Annotated in this window: 18 protein-coding genes; 10 read left to right on the top strand and 8 right to left on the bottom strand. The window is 45.1% G+C overall.

What is annotated here, in order from left to right:
• The first annotated feature begins 63 nt into the window (after window positions 1-63).
• On the top strand, window positions 64-1,239 hold the full coding sequence (locus VX941_11315; GenBank protein MEE2933991.1) for a VWA domain-containing protein: 1,176 nt from the start codon (window positions 64-66) through the stop codon (window positions 1,237-1,239).
• A gap of 406 nt (window positions 1,240-1,645) precedes the next feature.
• On the opposite strand, the gene VX941_11310 is transcribed toward VX941_11315, so the two are convergent.
• Both VX941_11310 and VX941_11305 read right to left on the bottom strand, forming a co-directional pair.
• Complete coding sequence (locus VX941_11310) at window positions 1,646-3,886, bottom strand: NADP-dependent isocitrate dehydrogenase (GenBank protein ID MEE2933990.1); 2,241 nt, start codon at window positions 3,884-3,886, stop codon at window positions 1,646-1,648.
• Between the two features lie 114 nt (window positions 3,887-4,000).
• Window positions 4,001-4,558 carry a TIGR00730 family Rossman fold protein gene (locus VX941_11305; protein ID MEE2933989.1) on the bottom strand — a complete coding sequence of 186 codons (558 nt, stop codon included), beginning with the start codon at window positions 4,556-4,558 and terminating at the stop codon, window positions 4,001-4,003.
• A 143-nt stretch (window positions 4,559-4,701) separates the two neighbouring features.
• Here VX941_11305 and VX941_11300 point away from each other — a divergent pair, with 143 nt between their 5' ends.
• The 3 genes from VX941_11300 to pssA all read left to right on the top strand — a co-directional run bounded on the left by VX941_11300 (window position 4,702) and on the right by pssA (window position 7,412).
• Complete coding sequence (locus VX941_11300; protein ID MEE2933988.1) at window positions 4,702-5,724, top strand: LysM peptidoglycan-binding domain-containing protein; 1,023 nt, start codon at window positions 4,702-4,704, stop codon at window positions 5,722-5,724.
• Window positions 5,725-5,856: 132 nt separating this feature from the next.
• A complete protein-coding gene (locus tag VX941_11295) occupies window positions 5,857-6,561 on the top strand; it encodes a phosphatidylserine decarboxylase (GenBank protein ID MEE2933987.1) in 705 nt (234 codons plus the stop codon).
• Window positions 6,561-7,412: a CDP-diacylglycerol--serine O-phosphatidyltransferase gene (gene pssA / locus VX941_11290; GenBank protein ID MEE2933986.1), complete on the top strand. Its 852-nt coding sequence runs from the start codon at window positions 6,561-6,563 to the stop codon at window positions 7,410-7,412. The genes VX941_11295 and pssA overlap by 1 nt, the downstream gene beginning before the upstream one ends.
• A gap of 13 nt (window positions 7,413-7,425) precedes the next feature.
• Here the strand turns inward: pssA and VX941_11285 are convergent, their stop codons facing one another.
• The 6 genes from VX941_11285 to VX941_11260 form a co-directional block, all read right to left on the bottom strand.
• On the bottom strand, window positions 7,426-7,575 hold the full coding sequence (locus VX941_11285) for a hypothetical protein (protein ID MEE2933985.1): 150 nt from the start codon (window positions 7,573-7,575) through the stop codon (window positions 7,426-7,428).
• Between the two features lie 384 nt (window positions 7,576-7,959).
• Window positions 7,960-8,946 (bottom strand): NAD(P)-dependent oxidoreductase, encoded by a 987-nt coding sequence (locus tag VX941_11280; GenBank protein ID MEE2933984.1) that lies wholly within the window; start codon window positions 8,944-8,946, stop codon window positions 7,960-7,962.
• A complete protein-coding gene (locus VX941_11275) occupies window positions 8,943-9,800 on the bottom strand; it encodes a TauD/TfdA family dioxygenase (protein MEE2933983.1) in 858 nt (285 codons plus the stop codon). Before VX941_11275 ends, VX941_11280 begins: the two co-directional genes overlap by 4 nt.
• A gap of 157 nt (window positions 9,801-9,957) precedes the next feature.
• Window positions 9,958-11,058 carry a mandelate racemase/muconate lactonizing enzyme family protein gene (locus VX941_11270; GenBank protein ID MEE2933982.1) on the bottom strand — a complete coding sequence of 367 codons (1,101 nt, stop codon included), beginning with the start codon at window positions 11,056-11,058 and terminating at the stop codon, window positions 9,958-9,960.
• 228 nt (window positions 11,059-11,286) lie between these two features.
• On the bottom strand, window positions 11,287-12,264 hold the full coding sequence (locus tag VX941_11265) for an amidohydrolase family protein (GenBank protein MEE2933981.1): 978 nt from the start codon (window positions 12,262-12,264) through the stop codon (window positions 11,287-11,289).
• Window positions 12,265-12,793: 529 nt separating this feature from the next.
• A complete protein-coding gene (locus tag VX941_11260) occupies window positions 12,794-13,027 on the bottom strand; it encodes a hypothetical protein (GenBank protein MEE2933980.1) in 234 nt (77 codons plus the stop codon).
• Between the two features lie 410 nt (window positions 13,028-13,437).
• Here VX941_11260 and VX941_11255 point away from each other — a divergent pair, with 410 nt between their 5' ends.
• From VX941_11255 to VX941_11230, 6 genes are all read left to right on the top strand, one after another.
• A complete protein-coding gene (locus VX941_11255; protein MEE2933979.1) occupies window positions 13,438-14,517 on the top strand; it encodes a Ppx/GppA phosphatase family protein in 1,080 nt (359 codons plus the stop codon).
• Complete coding sequence (locus tag VX941_11250) at window positions 14,507-15,202, top strand: RlmE family RNA methyltransferase (protein MEE2933978.1); 696 nt, start codon at window positions 14,507-14,509, stop codon at window positions 15,200-15,202. The genes VX941_11255 and VX941_11250 overlap by 11 nt, the downstream gene beginning before the upstream one ends.
• A gap of 123 nt (window positions 15,203-15,325) precedes the next feature.
• Window positions 15,326-16,789, top strand: coding sequence for an IMP dehydrogenase (gene guaB / locus VX941_11245; protein ID MEE2933977.1), 1,464 nt, complete (start codon window positions 15,326-15,328; stop codon window positions 16,787-16,789).
• Between the two features lie 27 nt (window positions 16,790-16,816).
• Window positions 16,817-18,115 (top strand): RsmB/NOP family class I SAM-dependent RNA methyltransferase, encoded by a 1,299-nt coding sequence (locus VX941_11240; GenBank protein ID MEE2933976.1) that lies wholly within the window; start codon window positions 16,817-16,819, stop codon window positions 18,113-18,115.
• A gap of 64 nt (window positions 18,116-18,179) precedes the next feature.
• A complete protein-coding gene (gene guaA, locus VX941_11235) occupies window positions 18,180-19,733 on the top strand; it encodes a glutamine-hydrolyzing GMP synthase (protein MEE2933975.1) in 1,554 nt (517 codons plus the stop codon).
• A gap of 7 nt (window positions 19,734-19,740) precedes the next feature.
• On the top strand, window positions 19,741-19,974 hold a 234-nt coding region (locus VX941_11230; GenBank protein MEE2933974.1), incomplete at its 3' end, for a hypothetical protein.

Genomic DNA, 19,974 nt, shown 5'->3' with positions numbered 1-19,974 from the left:
GCCGAGGCGGTTTATTCAATGGCAGGTTGAAATTTGCAATTGTAAATATTGTAGAGGTTGCTGGTGTTTATAAGGTTTTTCTTTGAGCTCAAGAACGCCGGGATTCCGGTTTCACTTAGAGAACACCTGACCCTTTTAGAGGCCATGACCCACAATTTAGCGTGTTATGAAGTAAATAAATTTTACTATCTTAGTCGTTCGACATTAGTAAAGGATGAACGGTACCTCGATCGTTTTGACCGAGTTTTTAGTCAATGTTTTCAGGGTTTGGAGGGTGGAGGTGAAGATATGGAGACGGCATTGCCAGAGGAATGGCTGGCAAAAATAACAGAACTTCACCTTACCGAGGAAGAAAAAGCCGAAGTCGAACGGATGGGCGGCTTTGAAAAGCTAATGGAGACCTTAAAAAAACGGCTCGAACAACAAAAAAGCCGCCATCAGGGGGGAAGTAAGTGGATTGGTACTGCTGGAACATCACCATATGGTGCTTATGGGTATAATCCAGAGGGAGTTCGTATTGGCCAAGACAAATCACGTCATCGCCGTGCGATCAAGGTCTGGGATAGACGAGAGTATAGAAATCTAGATGACACTATTGAAATCGGCACTCGCAATATAAAGGTTGCTCTGAGGCGGTTGAGGAGACTCACCCGCGATGGGGCGGCGATTGAGCTTGATTTGCCCAACACCATTAAGTCAACGGCGCACAACGGCGGTTACCTTGATATACAAATGGTTCCGGAACGCCGGAATGCGGTCAAGGTTTTACTATTTTTGGATGCTGGCGGGTCTATGGATGATCATGTTAAAGTTTGCGAGGAGCTGTTTTCGGCTGCTCGTAGCGAATTTAAAAATTTAGAATTTTTTTATTTTCATAATTGCTTATATGAGAGGGTGTGGCGCGACAATAGGCGCCGTCATTCTGAAGTTCTATCTACATTAGAATTACTGCGGTCCTACTCGTCGGACTACAAAGTTATAATCGTAGGGGACGCAACCATGAGCCCCTATGAGATAACTTACCCTGGTGGGAGTGTGGAGCATTGGAATGAAGAACCGGGCGGGGTATGGATGCAACGTTTGCTATCGGCATACCCAAGCGCTGTATGGTTAAACCCACAAGGACAAAGAACATGGGATTATTATGACTCAATTAGAATTATGCGTGAGATTATGGGAGACAGAATGTATCCCCTCACTATTGAGGGTTTGGATGAAGCTATGCGCGCGATAAGTTGATGGGGAGCCCCATTGTTATGCATTTTAAACTGTTATTTGCGCTGATTTTGGTAGTCGGAAGTTGTCTCATGCTGACTAGTTGCACACCTACAATGAACGTCGGAGGACAGCCGTTTGTTACTGAAGACCCACAATATCTCCCTCGTGCGCAAGACCAAAAATATGTATCTATATGCTATAATGCAGATAACACGGACGAGGGCACAATAAAAAAACTCGCACAAAAGAATTGTCTCCTTCCCGGTGCGAACGTGAGGATTTTTTCGCACGACCTTGTATTAAATGAATGTCCAGTGGTTTCCAAAGCACGCGTGACATTTTTATGCATCGCGCCAACACCCTGATTGAGACAGCTTTCAAGATCGTAGCGCACGGTAATACAACTTCCGATGCTGTAGTAACCTTCCTACATACCGTCAATTATATCATTGAATGTATGGCTCGGGCGCATTGCAGCTGCAGTTTTAGCCGGGTCTGTGAGAAAATAACCCCCCAAATCCACTTTTGTCCCTTGGACGGAGTTCAGTTCCTCTAAAATTTTGCTTTCTTTTGCGGTGAGAGAAGCGGCGATATTTTTGAAGTGTTCCTTGAGGTTTAAATTATCATTTTGTGCTGCCAATGCTTTTGCCCAATAGAGAGCCAAATAAAAATGACTTCCTCTGGTATCAAGCTCACCAACCTTGCGACCAGGCGATTTACCATTTATTAAAACCTGTTCAATTGCCTTATCTAAGCAATCGGCCAAGACTTTAGCTTCGTGGTTTTCTGCATAGCCAGCATAATGTTCCAGGGACGCTCCTAATGCTGCGAATTCACCGAGTGAATCCCAACGCAAATGACCTTCCTCAGCAAGTTGCTGAACATGTTTTGGAGCTGATCCACCGGCGCCTGTCTCGAATAAACCACCGCCGTTCATTAGTGGCACTATTGATAGCATTTTTGCACTGGTACCGAGTTCTAGGATTGGGAACAAATCGGTTAAATAGTCTCGTAATACATTGCCGGTCACCGAAATTGTATCAACTCCATTTTTCATGCGTTCGAGAGAGTAGCGAGTCGCCTCTCGTGGTGATTTGATAAGGATATCAAGATCGGTGGTGTCATGATCATAAAGATAACGTTCGACTTTTTTGATAAGTTGGTTGTCATGAGCGCGGTTTTGATTGAGCCAAAATACTGCGGGTACTCCAGTTGCGCGCGCACGTCTAACACCCAAGCTCACCCAATCACGTATCGGAGCGTCTTTGGTTTGGCACATGCGCCAAATATCGCCAGTACTAACAGAGTGGCAATGTAGTTCGTTATTATTACCATCCAAAATGCGGATGGTGCCTTTTCCCGGCGCCTCAAAGGTAAATGGATGCGAACCATATTCCTCTGCCTTTTGTGCCATTAAGCCGACATTTGATATAGCACCCATTGTTTTTGGATCAAAGGCACCATTTGCCTTACAGAAACTAATGGTTTCGTCGTATACGACCGCATAGCTCCTGTCTGGTATAACACACTTCGTATCCACTGGTTTTCCATTTGCGTCCCAGCCTTTGCCCCCGGCACGTATCAAAGCCGGCATAGAGGCATCGATAATTACATCGCTAGGTACATGTAGATTCGTAATCCCACGATCAGAATTAACCATATACAAATCAGCTTTTTGTTCGTAACACGACGTCAGGTCTTCCTCAATTTCTCTCTGTTTTTCGATTGGAAGTGTTTTTATTTTCGAAGCTATGTCGCCTACGCCATTATTTGGATCAATCCCGAGTTCTTGGAAAATATCAGAATGCTTTTCATACGCTTCTTTGAAATAAGCAGCGACGGTGTGTCCGAATATTATCGGGTCAGACACTTTCATCATTGTCGCTTTAACATGCATCGAGAACAAAACGCCCTTCTTCTTTGCGTCCGCAATTTCATGCTCAAGAAACGAACGTAACTTTGCGGCTCGCATAACGGTAGCATCTATAACATCGCCGAGCTCAAAGACGATTTCGCTTTTAAGTATCGATACATTGCCATCAGTAGATTGAAATTCGATACGGCCCATACCTGTTTGTGTTGAATCAAGTGTTGTAGAAACCTCATTTGCAAAAAAATCATCGTCGGGCATCGAGGTTACTTCGGTATTTGACGTCTTATCCCAAGTGCCCATGGAGTGAGGGTTGTTCTTTGCATAAGCTTTAACTGCGTTTGGTGCGCGACGATCGGAATTACCTTGCCGCAAAACAGGATTTACAGCACTACCTAACACCACGTTGTATTTCGCTTGGATTACCCTCTGTTCCGTAGACTTAGGATCTTCTGGATAATCGGGTATCTCGTAGCCTTTTTCCTGTAATTCGAGTATGGCTGCCTGTAATTGTGGAATAGAGGCGCTAATATTAGGTAGCTTAATGACATTGGCTCCCGCATTTTCAACCATTTCTCCCAGCATGCCCAAATCGTCTGATTGTTTTTGTTCATCCGTAAGATTTTCAGGAAAATTCGCGAGAATACGGCCGGCGAGGGAAATATCACGTCGCCCTACTGTGATACCTGCCGGTTTCGTAAACGACTTTATTATTGGTAAAAAGGACGCGCTCGCTAATTCTGGCGCTTCGTCTACTTTCGTGTAGACTATATTTGGTTCGGAACTATTGTCCACCATGTCGAAATTCCCCGTGATTGTATAAATAAGAGCTCATTAGAATGATTTTGCTCGCACAATAGCAGGCTAGTTATTTTCGACAAGCACCGTGTTGCGCTGAAAGTCCATTTATCATTATGAGACAGGTCGAACGCCAAGGGCGGGTAAAACAGCATCTATGTGGTCAACAACATGTATCAAATTACGGTGTTGTTGGCTTAAGAAAGACTCGCATACCATATGGTCCAGGAGAGCAAGGGCGGGAGCCCAATAATCATTTACGTTTGCTAATATTATAGGCTTGTCAAAGCATTTTAGTTGCTTCCATGCAATGACTTCAAACATTTCCTCGAGCGTGCCAATGCTACCTGGTAATACTACGAAAGCATCGGCAAATTCTGCCATTTTTGCCTTTCGTTGATGTATGTCTGAGGTTATTACCATTTCCGAGATGCCAGGGTGGGCGACGTCCTTCTTGTTGAGGAAATCTGGTATCACCCCAATTACGGTGCCACCAGCACCCATTGCACCATCAGCAAGAGCCCCCATCAGGCCAATGCTTCCACCCCCATAAATGACGGTTATGCGGGCGTTTGCGCAAAGGCGACCCATCTTAGATGCATAATCAAGATAATCTTGTGATACTGCGTTGGATGATCCACAAAATATGCAAATATTTGCCACTGCAATCATGCTATACTCCCCTTGCCCCTTTATTTTATTCGCTACCAACAAGTGGTAGTCGATCTGCCTGCTAGAAATCGGATACATGGACATATGCAGACAAACAAATTACCACAAAGAGTTACTAATAATTTATTGGAAAAGGTAATAAATTGACACGCCCTCTCTCTAATTTTGGCATATTACGGTCAGGCGCAGTTATAATCTTTGTGGTGATTTGCAGTATCTATACATTTTCTCGCTTTATGGCGGGTAGCACCGTTGAGAACGTCGAGAATAATGCTTCGCATGAAAAGGTTGCAGTCAATCTTCCAATAAAGGAGTTAGTGGCAACGGATCCACAAGAAAATCCCATGAATGCAGAAGTAGTGCTGCCGCAATTTGATGTAGTAAGAATTGCAAAGGATGGATCTGCAGTATTGGCTGGCCGTGCCTTACCAGGAGCAAAAGTTACTGTTTCAAATAGCAGCCAGGTGATTGGCATTGTTACTGCTAATAGGCAGGGTGAATGGGTGCTCGTTCCTAATCGGCCTCTAACACCGGGTGATACTGAGCTCAGAGTTGAAAGCGAGCAGCATGGTAGAGCAAAAGTCAGCGCGGATCATGTAGTAGTTTTGAAAGTTCCAGAAAGAGATAGCAAAGTACAGCCCTTGGTAGTGCTTCTGCCGCGTAAACCGCAAGGCACTGCGAGAATTTTACAAAAACACGCACCTGAGTTAGCAGTTCAAAACAGAAAATTAATATTCAAATCAGTTGATTATGATGATCAAGGAAATACCATTATGGCTGGTACGGGCGAAATCGGTCACGTGATTAAAATTTACGCTGATAACCAAAATTTGGGAGAGGGTAAGGTAAACAATGCTGGTGAGTGGATAGTTCGGCTTAAAGATAAGCTGTCCCCAGGTACCCACAACCTTCGAGTTGACCAATGTTATGGAAACGATGTTAAAATGCGTATCGAAGTACCGTTTGTAAAAGTAGAAAAACCGATAAAAAACACGACAAAGGAGTTCGTGATAGTACAGCCGGGGAATTCCCTTTGGCGTATAGCTCGGCGTGAGCTGGGGGGTGGCACGCGGTACACGATTATCTATAAGGCTAATAAGCAAAAGGTTTTAGATCCAAACCTAATTTTCCCGGGTCAAATTTTGGAAATTCCCAAGGTTAATTAGGTGTCCAATTGGTACTTTTTTTTATTATTACTGTTTTTGCAAAAACATCGTTGATGGTATGACTACACAGCATCAGAGCAGGCGTCGGGGACGTCCTTTCTGGGGAGCTGTATAGAAGGATTTGATTAAGCCATGAGTATACACCTGGCTACTATAAAATCGGTGTTATTTCCCATCCATAAGGCAGGCCGGGTTTTTGTAGCAATATTCGCAATTCTGACGCTACTTATGACGTGGCTTTGGACACCGCTTTTATTTGTTGGAATAATTCTGACAACATGGTGTGTTTTTTTCTTTAGAGATCCTAAGCGAGTAACACCGCTAGGTGCCGGACTGGTGATCGCGCCTGCCGATGGTGTCGTACAGGCTATAGTCGATATAAAACCGCCGCCCGAGTTAGCAATGGGTGAAGGACCTTGGACCAGAATTAGTATTTTTATGAATGTATTTGATGTTCATGTGAACCGAGCCCCCGTTGCAGGAACGATTGAACGCTCGAGTTACCGTCCAGGAAAATTTTTTGATGCCAGTCTCGATAAGGCCAGTGAGCACAATGAACGGCACGGCCTCTTATTCAAAACAGCTGATGGAACGGAGATCGGGTGCGTTCAGATCGCCGGCCTTATTGCACGTCGCATCCTTTGCGAAGTAGCTGAGGGCCAAGCGATGAGTCCTGGTGAACGAATAGGTATGATTCGGTTTGGAAGTCGTGTTGATATCTTTGTGCCGGCTAAGTCAAGGATCCTTGTTATTGAGGGCCAAAGGGCTGTTGCGGGGGAGACCGTAATAGCTGACCTTCAAGATACGGAAGCTGCCCGGGAAGGGAAAATACATTAATGACACGAAAACATAAGAAGGTGGTCCGGCGACGACATTTTCGTCGGATACCTCGCCTAAAAGGTCAAACTATAAATAGGATGGTGCCGAATTTTATTACGGTTTGTGCGCTTGCAGCGGGGTTAACAGCGGTGCGCTTTGCAATCATGAGTGAGTGGATGCACGCAGTTGCCGCTATATTAGTTGCTGCTGTCTTAGATGCTTTGGATGGACGGATGGCTCGACTTCTGAAAGCTGCAAGCAAGTTTGGCGCTGAATTAGATTCATTATCAGACGTGATTGCCTTTGGGGTGGCGCCAGCATTTGTTGTTTACTTATGGGCATTGCAGGATATTGGCGACTATGGCTGGGTCGCAGGCTTATTTTTTACGATCTGTTGTGCCTTACGATTAGCACGATTCAACATCACCGAACTACCCCCATATGCATACAACTATTTTATTGGAATGCCCGCCCCAGCGGGCGCATGCATGTGCATACTGCCCATGGTACTCACATTTCAGTTTGGCAACAGTTTTGTTGGTGAACAGTGGATAGTTGGTGTGTGGATTGTTACAGTAGGGATTTGTATGGTAAGTCATTTGCCGACTTATTCATTCAAAAGTTTCAAAGTGCCACATGGCTTCGTTTTGCCAGTGCTGGCTTGTGGCGGACTGGTTGTAGCTGCTCTCATTATAAAACCTTGGCTTACACTTAGCATTGTTGCTGGTATTTATGTCACAACAATTCCATTTGCAGTTTTTACTCGTAGGCGTTTGGAGGCTGAGGCAGCGCGGATACAGGCATGTGATGGTTTTCTAAATTCCGATGACACGAAAGTCGAACACGATATCAAAACAACGACTGGATAAAGTAAGCGCGCCTTCAATCAAAATTATATCCCTCTCGTTCGAGGTCCTCTCTATTAAAGCCTAACCGGTTAATCAATATATCGGCATTACTCGATCCAAGCTTGGGCCCCGCATGCCGTACTGCACCTGGATTCTTGGATAGTTTTCCGACTACATTTTGCATTCTTATTGGTCCTCCTAGTTCGGCATCTTGGATTGATATAATTTTCTCGCGAGCAGCAAAATGAGGACTTTAAAAAAATTCTGCGATATTATGACAAGGCGCGGCGGCTGCATCAGACTGGCCGAAGAGTTGGATTAATCGGTCTCGGTCGAATTTTGAGATTGCAGTCTGCAATGCCTCGTCTAACTCTATGGCGTGCTAAATTCTTTTCATATTGTCTAAAAAACGTGGGTCTTTAACAAGGTCGGGAACCTCTAGTGCATCACACATCCGTTCGAACGTAGATTAAGCGCCCCCCGATTGCGTTTCAACGAGTATTTATTTAATTTGCCTATTTTTTGCTGTTGTTGCTCATTCTTTGGCCCCTTAAGGAGCACAAGGGATTCACGCTGGTATCGGAATGATGACGTCGGCCTCCGGCAATGCTTTACCATCCAAAAATAGCTGAATATTTTTAAAACAGTGTTTGGAAACATTGCCGACGTTATCGAATGCTGATCCGGCTGCATGCGGCGTAACAACAACCTTATCTAATGAAAAGAGTGGGTTTTCAGGCTCGGTAGGTTCAGGCTCCCAAACGTCAATTCCGGCCCCGCGAATACGTCCTGCCTTAATCGCGTTAAAAAGTGCCTTTTCATTCAATACACCACCTCGAGCACAATTAATGATAATTGCTGTATCTTTCATTTGGTTGATAGCGTTGGCGTCAACTATGTTGCGCGTCGATTCATCCAAAGGCGTATGTATTGTTAATATGTCAGATTTCTTAAAAAGGTGTTCCAAGCTGACATAGCTTGCTTGAAATTTACGTTCTATTTCCTCGGTTGCTCGTGTTATGTCATTGTAGATTACATTTGTTTCAAAACCGATCAATCGTTGTGCTACTGACCGCCCAATATTCCCGAACCCCAAAATTCCGATGGTTTTCCCGCGCATCTGCAACGCATTATTTCTTAGCATGATTTTGATATCTAACCATTCCCCATTCCTTAATCTTGCGTCAATTTCAAGGAGGTGGCGATAAACCGCCAGAATCAATAAGACTGTATGTTCTGCGACAACTGAACTATTCGCTCCGGCTGTATTGCAAAGGCCAAGACCGTGGTCACGTATGGCGTCAAGGTCCACTTTATCAAAACCTATGCCCCATTTCTGGATAAATTTAACGTTGGGTGCCGCATCCAACAAACGTCGGGAAATCGGTGCAGTTCCACAAACAATGAAATCGCATATTTGAGCTATCTCAATTTGATGATCTTCATCGTAGCTTTCGGCGAAGTGTAACTCGAAATTTTCTGGTGCAACAGCGCGAGTTTGATCTCGTACAGCTTCGGCCCATACGTCTAAAATGGCAATCTTGTGCCGGGTCATGCCGCTGATTCCATCTGTTCGCCATTTGCATTTAACACCGGCTCTCCTTCGATTATGATACGATACAGGTGACGATATTCGTCACCATAATCGCCATTGGCCTGGTGTAAGACTGAACGATTATCCCAAATAACGATATCACCGTCTTCCCATTTATGCCGATATTCAAACTCTGCTTGATCGGCCATTTTCATGAATTCATCGAGAAGTTCAAATCCATCCTCCATATCAATGCCTTGGAAGTCATCTATTCTAGCCGTGTTGATGTAGATTGCTTTTCGATTTGTATCTGGGTTCACTCGAACTAACGGGTGCCAAACACGTGGATCAAAGCCCTCCTCCGCTGGAGCCATAGGGCGTGGACACCGACGACTCATCCATATGTGTAGACAGTGTATCCTATCAATTTGCTTTTTCAATTTTTCGGATAGCGCGTCATACATGAGGTGCATAGAGCAAAATTGGGTATCGCCTCCGTGGTTAGGTAGGGTAATGGCATGGAGCATAGTAGCTTTTGGAGGCTGGATTGTATGCGAATGATCGGTGTGCCAGTTGCTGCCCCTCGTTATTACTTTACCATTTGAACCTTTGTCCCGACTCGAGATGAAACCAACAAGTGGGCAGTCCGGAATGCGGAACTGTTCTAAGGTTTGCATCATCGGATTACCAAATATGCGCGAACAATCTAGAAACTCCGGGGGTTCCAATTTTTGGTTCCTTATTACCAAGACGGAGCGTTCCGCGAAGGCTTGGTAAAGAGCGGCTCTTATTTCTTCTTCTTGGTTAACACGCAGATCTAGTCCGGTAACTTCTGACGCAAATCCGTTGCGAAGAGGTTTGATTGACATAGTCATAAACTTTTGCCCCTATAAATATTAGAGTGAGTAAATGCAAAACAGCACAAGCCCCTAAAGTAACTTTGACGTTTTTTTGGAATAAGAACTTTTCTTATCGCCAAAACTTGCACTATTAACCTCAGGTTATTGTCTAGCAAAGAATATCAGGAATCGTCTAGTCTGCCGGTTTCCCCTGAGAATAAAAATCGATGTCGATTCCTAGCCCAGGTCCCTTTACAGCAATTTCAGTACCCAACAGATACTCTCCTTTTGCGAATGCCAGTCGCCAAGGAACTTCGCCAAAGGCATATTCAAGTATTTCAGCATTGTGGTTGGCGGCGGTGACTTGGGCACTTGCCGCAGTACAAATAGGGCCAGATGGATTGTGTGGAGCAAATGTGAGGCCATGAGTGGCAGCCATTTTGCAAACCTCATCCAATTTCCCGGGGCCCCCGGTAAATTTTACGTCAGCAATCAGAACATCAATGCAACCTGATCTTGCTAGGTTTTCTAATTCGTTGAAAGTATAAAAATTCTCGCCGCCACAAATGCGTCCGCCTGTAATGTTTCGCAGCTCATCACATGTAGACTTATCCCAGATGTCGAGAGGATCTTCGATCCATGTAATTTCTAGATCATTACAAATTGCGGCAAGCATTGGTGCTGTTTCTTTTGTAAAACGCCAATGACAATCAATCATCAGTTGTGTTTGGGGTCCAACGGCATCGCGAAGGGCCCGTAATCTCGCAACGCCGGGTCCTAGAAGATTTTTCACCTCAGTTGGATTATTTTGTGGAGAGACTTCGTCGAATGGTGCTATTTTTATGTTGGTGCAACCTGCCTTTAATGCTTCACAACCTGCAGCCGCGATACTGGCAGGTGCCCGACTGGCACTTTTTCGATTAATGTTACAGTAGAATTTAACAGTGTTTGGCACCTTATGCCCTTGCGAAAGCTTATCGGCTACAGAGATCCCTTCGTTGCGACAAGAAAGATCATATAGAGCTTGTGCCACTGCGCTCGGTGCTGTTCGCAAAAAGCGCTTATTTGGCACGCCATGTATTAATGAATCAGCCGCAGCAATGGGATCGATATCTTTATCTTTTAAATTTTCGATGTAGCGCTTAATTTCTTCAATGCAAGCTCTGTCATTTTTGCTATCCGATGCTTCCCCCCAGCCCCTGTGGTGATTGGCGCTCTCGATCTCTACTAGCACCCAATTGCCGCGGTGATTTACGGGTATGATATGAACTCGGGCACTGGTCACCTTCAACATTGAACATCTCGAGGCGCACTGAATTGAATAAGACCGTGGTGGCGCTGAGCGCACCGAACTTTGTAATGCTGAAAAAGTTTTATCACTGGATGGTAATTACTATCGCGGGCCTTTATCTCAATCTGTTTGCGGCGCATTTTAGTAAATAAGGATTTTGAGATTGTTGATATGGCACCCGAGTAAGCACTTGTGTCTAAGAAAAATCTGACAAGTAGTTTTCCGAGAATGTTAAAGTCCGAATAAAGCTTGTGCATTTGTTTCTAGAATCCGTGCTTTGTTGTTTGAGCTCAATGATGATTTTTTTACAACTTCACATGGCTCTAAATCTCCAATGGGAAATGGCCAATCCGAGCCAAGTAGCACTCTCTCAGCCCCGACCCGAGCAACAAGAAAATCTAAAACTTCTGGCTCGAAAACTATGCTGTCAAAATAAAGTTGCGAAAATCCCTCCCTTGGATCTGAATATTTACCTGGGTGAGCTTTAAAATTTCGAATCAACCTACCAAGTGCATACGGCAATGCCGCACCGCCTGTTGAAGCGATGACTTTTGCCCCAGAATACCGTGTTAAATGACCAGTAAATAGAATTCGTGCTAGGGCAGTTGTCTGATCATTGATTCTTGACACGGCATTAACCATATCGAAATCTCGAACTCGAGGGTCCGAAGCGTCAAAAACGGGATGCACCAAGATAGTGGTACTTGTTTCATGGGCTTTTGCCCAAAAAGGATCGAGATCAGGATCATCCAGGGTACCCCCAACACCCCTCGTTTGAGCCCCAATCATGAATCCCTTAAACCCATCATTTAATGCCTCTTGCATTACTTCTGCCGAGTGTTTACCACTTTGCGTTGGTAGGATACCTAGCGGTATGACACCAGAATCATCTGCGCATGCCTTGATCAGCCATTTGTTACAATATCGAGCCCACTCTGCTCCTTCATCAGCAGGTAATTGGTTACCAAACGCATCGACCCAACCCCCAGAAATTTGAAGATCTATTCCATTTTGTTTCATCCAGGTATTGCGGTTTTCAATCTCGCGCAGTCGCGCCATTATTGGGCGGCTTGGGCTCCCGCCGGCGAAAGCGAGCCGGAAACTGCCTTCTTGTTCGATCATATCTATATTAGGGAAATCAGAAATCCGATTACGAAGGTCCTCAAGCATTGCCTGCGGTATAAAATGGGCGTGTGTATCAATTGCCATTTGACTCTCTTTAATTGTTAGTGACTTACCTTTAACATTTTATAAAATCTTTAATCTTGTATTTTCCATGGGCGATCGGTTTAAGACATTCAATCTTTATCTCCGCCGACTGATACGGTAAGGGGTAGTTACTACTTGTGACGCACTTTGGGGAAGAATTTTAATGCCCAGCGAGCATTAAATAAGGCGTGGTGTTGAATATCACTGGAAAATCATTGGCTCTTGTTAAGTTAAAAATGCTAGGCCGATAACCATGTTCTTTCTTATTCCTTCATTAAAGCTATCCCCGAAAAATAAAGCTTGGTACCTTTCTCCTTCGTCCGCTTTAGAATATTCCAGCGATGGAGGAGATGAGCCCGCCATCGGCAAGCCAATGCACAGATAGGCAATGAACGACCATCTTCTGAAACCTCCAAATCCTTATTAACGAGAGCCTTGTCAAGGATCGACACCCAACCCAAACCAAGTCCTTCAGACCTCGCAGTGATCTAAATAGTTTGATTAACAGTGGCAAAAGAGTATGCCACTGTTAATGGCGTCGCCTGGGCTCAAGGCCATGCCCTAGTCTTGTATGCTGATTTGCGAATACTGCTATTTGGAGAGGCGCTGTGCTCATGCCTGAAAGTTTCAGCTTAGCACATAGTTTTGCCTTATCACCGGCATAACTATTTAGCGAGTCGTTATTATCTTCCTCAAAATTACGGCGCAACCCTGACCTTCGGTCGGGATCTGCGACAATCACCAACTGCCATGATTCACTCAAACCGACCGACGGGGCAAGACAAGCTGCAGAAATTAATTTTCAGCTATTCAAAGTCGTAGGGGTTAGATGCTGAATTCCTTGCCGTCTCGCCGATAAGTTAACAATTCATGTGAACGCCATCGAAAGTTATCGTCAAAGACGGGTGGCTCAGTTATTCTATTTTTCTTAATGCGTCGAAAAAATTGGAAATTATGGGTTTTTCAAAAGCGTTAAAACCAACTAGCGCGACAACAATAATAAATTAGTGAAATCAAAAAACATGGAATGTTAATCAGTACGAAATCCGATATTGATTGCTCAAGGGAAACTTTTGGTTTCACAAAGTTTTAGGGAAATGCAAATCATTTAAGATAAAATAACAGCAAATGTTTTAAGTACTACCAGACGTTAATATCTCGGTGGGGGGATTTATGGCAAGATACGCTCCAATGCGAAAACCGCGTGAAGGGTATCTAAAATCGCAGTATGGTCGAAGGGGTCAAACTTTTGCTGCGCTAGACCTCGGAACCAATAATTGTCGATTGTTGGTGGCGAGGCCCACTCAAAATGGGTTCCATGTGATTGACTCCTTTTCAAAGCCGGTTAGGCTTGGTGAAGGACTTGAGTCAGGAAATGAGCTCAACCAAAGAGCGATAGAACGTACTTTGTATGCTCTGGAAATATGTGCAAAAAAAATGAGGCGGCATGGTGTCAGTCGCTTTCGTAGTGTCGCGACTGAAGCCTGTAGGCGCGCTAAAAATGCACAAAAATTCCTTGATGATGCTTTGGAGCGAACCGGAATAACCATCGAAGTCATAAATCGGAGAGAAGAGGCTAGGCTTGCCGTTTCTGGTTGTCGTTCGCTACTTAATGGGCCCGAGCCCTTCGCCGTGGTTTTCGATATTGGGGGCGGTAGTACCCAGGTGGCATGGCTTTCGCTCGATAGTCAAAAAGATTTACTACATGGAACAATTTCTGTGCCGTTTGGAGTGGTTACATTGTGTGAAAAATATGGTTCTGGGAGCCTTCACCCAAAACTATACCAACAGATTATAGATGAGGTTGGCGAAAAGCTTGCTGCATTTTGCGCCTGTCATAAGATTGCCGAGCGCTGTGTCGCTGGGCAGGTGCAAATGATTGGCACCTCCGGAACAGTTACGACGCTTGCTGGTATTGAAAAAAGGTTAGTGTACTATGATCGCAAACAAGTTGATGGTTCAACTCTTACCTTCGCAGCAATTCGTAAACTCTGCAATGACCTGTGTCGCATGGACATCAGCACACGAGCAAAAGTACCCTGTATCGGTAAAAATAGAGCCGACTTGGTGATTGTTGGCTGTGCCGTTCTAGAAGCAATGTGTAGGCGTTGGCCAGTTGGAAAACTTCGAGTGGCTGACCGAGGTATTCGCGAGGGGATACTGCGAGAATTGATGGCTGAGGCGGATCGCGAAGGACATTGCGGTCCATTGGACAAAGCGGGCAATAAGCTACGGGGTATTTATGGTGTCTAAGGGACAAGGAAAAGGTGCCCGTGGTTATGGTCGTGGCAAACACGTGCGCGTAAAGACCGCTCGCGGCCGCAAAACGTCATCCACTCGTTGGTTACACCGGCAATTTAATGATCCTTTTGTAAGGGAAGCACAGCGGCTTGGTTACCGCAGTAGGGCCGCATTTAAATTGTTAGAGCTTGATGACAGATATGAATTCTTGAAAAAGGGTGCTCGAGTTGTTGACTTGGGAGCAGCGCCGGGAGGGTGGAGCCAGATTGCAAAAGACCGTGTAGGAAACAGCGGATCAGTTGTAGCGCTCGATCTGGTATCGATCGAGCCTTTGGTTGGCGTAGATATGGTAGAGGCTGACTTCTTTAGTGAACAGTCGGTATCATTGCTAGACTTAAAGATTGGTACTCAGGTGGATGTTGTATTGAGCGACATGGCTGCTCCCAGTACAGGGCATGCTTCTACAGATCATCTCAGAATTATGTCATTGGCTGAAGCGGCTTATGATTTTGCAAGGCCTCGTTTGGTTAAGGGGGGCACGTTTGTAACGAAGGTTTTCCAAGGTGGTACGGATCGTGACTTACTTGAAAAATTGAAACGCGACTTTGCTAAAGTGCGGCACGCAAAACCCAAATCAAGTAGGGTTGAATCTGCAGAAATGTACATGGTGGCGATGGGTTTGCAAATCAAGGAATAAAAAAAGAACTTTTTGGAGTGGCTTTTTCAATAGGCTAAAAAACTCTGATCAAATGTGGAATTAGGCTTGGCTGGAAAAATCCATTGTGTATGATGCCTTGTAAATCGCTCATAAGGGGTTTGCATGAAAATTTTGGAAGGGTTGACATTCGACGACGTTCTTTTACAGCCCGCCGAATCCGTTTTTCTACCATCTGAAACAAATACTAGTACACGTCTCACAGCGACAATTGATTTGGGCATTCCTCTAATATCATCTGCGATGGACACGGTTACAGAGCATGCACTTGCCATTTCTATGGCTCAAGCTGGCGGGCTTGGTGTTATCCACAAAAATCTCGACATAAATCGCCAGGCGGAAGAAGTGCGCCGCGTAAAAAGGTTTGAGGCTGGGATGGTTGTAAATCCAATCACCATTCGTCCTGATCAAACACTCGCCGACGCGCATGAACTGATGGATTACCACAAGATTTCTGGTATCCCGGTGACTGAAAATAAAAACGGAAAACTTGTGGGTATATTGACTCATCGCGACGTACGTTTTGCTAGTGATCCGGAACAGCCAGTGGCAGAGCTGATGACTGAAAAACTAGTCACTGTTAGCGAGGGTGTCGATCATCTTCAGGCCAAAAAACTTTTACACGAACATCGAATTGAGAAATTGCTGGTTATTGATCGTCACGGATGTTGTGTCGGGTTGATAACCGTTAAAGATATTGAAAAGGCACAACAATATCCAGATGCGTGCAAGGACGAACACGGTCGTCTTAGGGTTGCAGGTGCAATCGGGACAGGTGATGATGGCCTTGCGCGAGCTGAGGCATTGTTAGACGCCGGTTGCGATGTGGTCGTAATCGATACCGCGCATGGCCATAGTGTAGGGGTGCTACGGGCAGTTGAAAAGGTTAAACAGATTAGTAATTCTGCTCAGGTGCTTGCTGGTAATGTTGCAACAGGTGATGGTGCCAAGGCACTGATTGACTCGGGTGCTGATGCAATAAAGATTGGTATTGGGCCCGGCTCAATCTGCACAACACGTATCGTCGCGGGCGTCGGGGTGCCGCAACTTACCGCAATTATGACCGCTGCCGAAGAGGCGCGTAAACAGAATATCCCAGTCGTGGCGGACGGGGGGATAAAATTCTCTGGTGACCTGCCAAAAGCTATTGCAGCGGGAGCTGACTGCGCCATGCTCGGATCTTTATTTGCCGGTACTGATGAAGCACCGGGGGAGGTTACCCTATTTCAAGGCCGCTCTTACAAAACCTATCGTGGCATGGGATCTTTGGGTGCTATGGCCCGAGGATCAGCTGACCGTTATTTTCAGCAAGAGGTTGAAGAAACTTTAAAATACGTGCCCGAGGGAGTGGAGGGGCGTGTGCCCTACAAAGGTCCTGTGGGTAACGTTATTCATCAACTTGTCGGTGGTTTAAAAGCGGCTATGGGATACACGGGTTGTCAAACAATCAGCGATCTCCAAAATGACGCAACGTTTGTGAAAATTACGAATGCCGGGCTGCGAGAAAGTCATGTCCATGACATAACTGTTACACATGAGGCTCCAAACTACCGCAGTTCTGGTGGTTGATATCTCTTCCGATTTTTCAGTTGAGTTATGACGCCTGGCGCGCGAATACAAGAAACTATTGAACTAATTGACGAGCTGATGTCTGGCAATCATTCGGCAGATCGATTGTTTGCGCGTTGGTTTCGCAAAAGAAGATATGCGGGCTCAAAGGATAGAGCTTTCATAAAAAATCTTATGTATGCGGTACTGCGTAACTTTCATCGACTTGCTTGGTGGACGGGTGGAGACGCATCGGCCCGATCACTGACGCTGGCTGCTAGCATACTTTCAGGAAACGCAAATATGGAAGATCTTGTTGGATGGTGTGACGGGCAAAAATATAGACCTAGGCCTCTTACATCTGGCGAGATTCAAAATTTAAGAAAGCTCAAGAGTGGTGGGGGCTATCTCTCCCCAATTCAGCCGGATGCAGTCAGGTGTAATTTGCCTCGATGGTTGTATGATGAGGCGGTACGAGTTTTTAATGGTAACGTGGAGCAGGAACTTGCTGCGCTTAATACGATAGCCCCCTTAGATCTTCGCGTTAATGAACTCAAAATGAGCCGAGGCCGCGCCGAAGACACTCTTGGGGCCTCGGGTATTAAAGTTTTAAAAACAAAATATGCACCTAGTGGTTTGCGCCTCATGTTGCCGCAATCAATTGAGCGGCTGCCATTGTTCAAAAATGGTTGTATTGAGATACAGGATGAAGGCTCTCAGATTATTGCACATCTGTGCTCGGCTCAAGAGTGCATGAATGTTCTTGATTTTTGTGCAGGCGCGGGAGGGAAAAGCCTTGCTTTAGCAGCAATAATGCAAAATAAAGGTAACATAACGCTTTGTGATATTGATCAAAAACGCCTAAATCGTGCATTGATTCGACTTAGACGTGCAGGCGCGAATAATTATACATTAAAAACAATAGACCCGGATCGCAGCCCCTCAGAACTATCTTCGATGGGCGACTTTGATAGAGTGTTGCTAGACGCGCCCTGCACGGGATCTGGGGTCTGGCGGAGACACCCAGAAGGACGCTTCACGCTAACTCAAACCCGATATAGTGAACTGACCCTTTTGCAGGGAAAATTACTGAAAAGTGCTTCACGTCTGGTGGCGCTTCATGGGCAGTTGATATACGCCACTTGTTCTTTTCTCGCAAAAGAGAATGAGGAACAAATCGAAAAATTCTTATTGGAGTCGGGCAGTTTTACTGTCATTCCAATCAGAGACGTGTGGAGATCTGCTTTTGGTAACTCCTCTCCGTTTAGCGGCGATTACATGCGACTTACCCCCTATCATCATGGAGTTGATGGTTTTTTTGCTGCTGTTCTTAAGCGCATCAAGTGATAAGGAGTCTCTTCTTGGTTCCGAACTTGTAGAGTCTGACTTTTGTCAGCTATCAACGGTAATCATGACAGATAATATCTTAATTATTGATTTCGGCAGTCAAGTTACACAGTTAATAGCGCGGCGGGTTCGCGAGAGTGGTGTTTATTGCGAAATCCATCCCTACAACCGTATCGATCATAACATTTTCACGTCTTATAAGCCCAACGGTATAATTCTCTCAGGGGGTCCCTCTAGTGCAGTTCAAGATAATGCACCCAGGGTTCCTGAGGCTGTATTTGAGAGTGCTTTGCCAATCTTTGGTATTTGTTACGGCCAGCAAATAATGTGTAATCAATTGGGGGGTGTTGTTGAGCCACATGACCATCGCGAATTTGGAAAAGCCATGGTTGAAGTCTCAGAAGAATGTAGTTTACTCGATGGCACATGGGATGTGGGTAGCTCTAACCAGGTTTGGATGAGCCATGGTGATCGGGTTACGCACTTGCCTCCTGGATTTAGAGCTGTTGGTATTAGCGAGGGGGCTCCCTATGCGATTGTTGCCGATGATAAACGGAAGTACTACGGTGTTCAATTCCATCCAGAGGTTGTTCACACGCCCGGCGGAGCCGCACTTTTAAAAAATTTTACGCACAAAATTGCAGGATGCAGCGGTTGTTGGTCAATGGCATCCTTCAGGTCAGAGGTAACGACACGAATTAAGAATCAAGTAGGCGATGGACGAGTTATTTGCGGCCTTTCTGGTGGTGTCGACTCGTCGGTCGTAGCCGTACTTCTAAATGAGGCGATTGGAGAACAACTTACCTGCATTTTTGTTGACCACGGATTTATGCGTTTGAATGAAGCTAACGATGTAGTTTCGATGTTTCGTGATCACTTCAGTATTTCACTTGTGCATCGTGATGCTAGCGATCTTTTCCTGAGGCAATTAGAAGATGTGACTGATCCGGAAATTAAACGGAAAATCATTGGCGGTCTTTTTGTTGATGTATTCGAAGAGGAGGCAAAAAAACTCGGAGGAGCCGCATTTCTTGCCCAAGGCACACTTTACCCTGACGTGATTGAGTCTGTCTCATTTGATGGTGGACCAAGCGTAACAATTAAGTCGCACCACAATGTAGGTGGGCTCCCCGATCGTATGAATATGGAATTAGTGGAGCCCTTACGCGATCTCTTCAAGGACGAAGTCCGTGCTTTAGGGCGCGAGCTCGGTATGCCGGAGCCCGCTATTGCAAGGCACCCATTTCCAGGGCCAGGCCTCGCTATACGTATCCCAGGTCAATCCATAACCAAAGAAAAGTTAGATACGTTACGGCAAGCTGATGCCGTATACCTTGATGAAATCCGCAAGGCAGGACTTTATGATAAAATTTGGCAGGCTTTTGCCGTCTTGCTTCCTGTCAGAACAGTTGGTGTGATGGGTGATGCTCGCAGTTACGATTACGCTTGTGCGCTCCGAGCTGTTACATCAACTGATGGGATGACAGCCGATTTTTATCCCTTTGAACCTGATTTTCTGTCTCACGTTTCGACCAGAATTATAAATGAGGTGAAAGGTATCAATCGAGTAACTTACGATTCCACATCCAAGCCTCCAGGCACTATTGAGTGGGAGTGAATAAAAATTGTTTAAAAACAGTAACTTATTTGAAAAAATATATTTTGTTTTTGTTTGCTTAATACCATTAAATATAATTTTTACTACGGCATTTGCTAAAGATAAATCAAGCAAGTATTCAGAATGCATAAAAGATTTTGGAACAATGAATAATGCCGCAGTTCATAAATGTGCCTCTGAAGTTTCAGAGTTTTTAAAAGTAGAAATTGAACATAAATTAAAACAAATTATTAACAAAATT

The sequence above is a fragment of the Pseudomonadota bacterium genome (genome assembly GCA_036339585.1).
Taxonomy (GTDB): Bacteria; Pseudomonadota; Alphaproteobacteria; order UBA8366; family UBA8366; genus UBA8366.
This window is presented reverse-complemented; position numbering and strand designations above follow the sequence as displayed.

Bases quoted from the DNA above. Each gene is read 5' to 3' on its own strand.
- VX941_11310 (MEE2933990.1), bottom strand. From the start codon at position 3,886: ATGGTGGACAATAGTTCCGAACCAAATATAGTCTACACGAAAGTAGAC.
- VX941_11305 (MEE2933989.1), bottom strand. From the start codon at position 4,558: ATGATTGCAGTGGCAAATATTTGCATATTTTGTGGATCATCCAACGCA.
- VX941_11295 (MEE2933987.1), top strand. From the start codon at position 5,857: ATGAGTATACACCTGGCTACTATAAAATCGGTGTTATTTCCCATCCAT.
- pssA (MEE2933986.1), top strand. From the start codon at position 6,561: ATGACACGAAAACATAAGAAGGTGGTCCGGCGACGACATTTTCGTCGG.
- VX941_11285 (MEE2933985.1), bottom strand. From the start codon at position 7,575: ATGCAAAATGTAGTCGGAAAACTATCCAAGAATCCAGGTGCAGTACGG.
- VX941_11280 (MEE2933984.1), bottom strand. From the start codon at position 8,946: ATGACCCGGCACAAGATTGCCATTTTAGACGTATGGGCCGAAGCTGTA.
- VX941_11275 (MEE2933983.1), bottom strand. From the start codon at position 9,800: ATGACTATGTCAATCAAACCTCTTCGCAACGGATTTGCGTCAGAAGTT.
- VX941_11270 (MEE2933982.1), bottom strand. From the start codon at position 11,058: ATGTTGAAGGTGACCAGTGCCCGAGTTCATATCATACCCGTAAATCAC.
- VX941_11265 (MEE2933981.1), bottom strand. From the start codon at position 12,264: ATGGCAATTGATACACACGCCCATTTTATACCGCAGGCAATGCTTGAG.
- VX941_11255 (MEE2933979.1), top strand. From the start codon at position 13,438: ATGGCAAGATACGCTCCAATGCGAAAACCGCGTGAAGGGTATCTAAAA.
- VX941_11250 (MEE2933978.1), top strand. From the start codon at position 14,507: ATGGTGTCTAAGGGACAAGGAAAAGGTGCCCGTGGTTATGGTCGTGGC.
- guaB (MEE2933977.1), top strand. From the start codon at position 15,326: ATGAAAATTTTGGAAGGGTTGACATTCGACGACGTTCTTTTACAGCCC.
- VX941_11240 (MEE2933976.1), top strand. From the start codon at position 16,817: ATGACGCCTGGCGCGCGAATACAAGAAACTATTGAACTAATTGACGAG.
- guaA (MEE2933975.1), top strand. From the start codon at position 18,180: ATGACAGATAATATCTTAATTATTGATTTCGGCAGTCAAGTTACACAG.